Source organism: Actinomadura sp. 9N215 (assembly GCF_044326345.1).
In the GTDB taxonomy this organism is placed as follows: domain Bacteria; phylum Actinomycetota; class Actinomycetes; order Streptosporangiales; family Streptosporangiaceae; genus Spirillospora.
This window is the reverse complement of record NZ_JBIRBA010000073.1, coordinates 1-905: the sequence shown is the minus strand read 5'-3', so window position 1 is coordinate 905 and position 905 is coordinate 1. Positions and strand designations below refer to the sequence as shown.

At 69.7% G+C, this 905-nt stretch carries 1 protein-coding gene and 1 pseudogene; both read left to right on the top strand.

Features of this window, described 5'->3' with window-relative positions:
- Positions 1–375 (top strand): IS5 family transposase (locus ACH34T_RS44585; RefSeq protein WP_396027092.1); only part of this gene is annotated, 375 nt, incomplete at its 5' end.
- Positions 257–905 (top strand): annotated as a pseudogene (locus ACH34T_RS44580) (IS5 family transposase); the annotation flags it as partial. The gene ACH34T_RS44585 and the pseudogene ACH34T_RS44580, both read left to right, overlap by 119 nt.

Genomic DNA, 905 nt, shown 5'->3' with positions numbered 1-905 from the left:
GTGAGGCGAGGCGAGCTGACCGATGCTGCCTGGGCGCAGATCGAGCCGTTGCTGCCGCGGGATGCCGGGCCCGGTCGTCGGTGGCGTGATCACCGGCAGGTGGTCAACGGCATTCTGTGGCGGTTGCGGACCGGGGCGCCCTGGCGGGACATTCCCGAACGGTACGGGCCCTGGCAGACCTGCTACGAGCGGTTCAGACGCTGGGACCAGGACGGCACCTGGGCTCGTCTGCTGGCGCATCTGCAGGTCAAGGACGATGCGATCGGCCAGGTGGAGTGGACCTTCAGCATCGACTCCTCGGTCGCTCGCGCTCACCAGCATGCCGCCGGAGCGCGGAAAAAGGGGGAGCCGGGCAGGGACGATCGGACAGGATGATCGGCAAAGCGCCCAAGCCACCCAAGGGCTGGGCCGATCACGCGGCGGGCTGACCACCAAGCTGCACCTGGTCGTCGACGGCCGTGGCCTGCCGATGGCCGTGCTGATCACTGGTGGGAACGTGCATGACTCGGTGGTGCTCGAGGAGCTGATGGACCAGGTTCGGGTGGCGCGTCCCGGCGGCGGGCATCCCCGCACCACCCCGGGCGTGCTGATCGGCGACAAGGCCTACTCGGCCCGGCGGATCCGCGCCTACCTGCGCCGCCGCCGGATCCACACGGTGATCCCCCAACCCCGCGATCAGCAGGTCAACCGGGCCCGCAAGGGCAGCCGCGGCGGCCGGCCGCCCACCTTCGACGCCGCGAGTTGTACAAGCACCGCAACGTGGTCGAGCGCTGCTTCGCCAGGCTCAAGCAGTTCCGCGCGATCGCCACTCGCTTCGACAAGCTGGCCAGCCGCTACCGCTCCGGCGTGCTGCTGGCCAGCCTCATCCTGTGGCTCCGCCACCACCAATTGTCAGACAGGCCCTA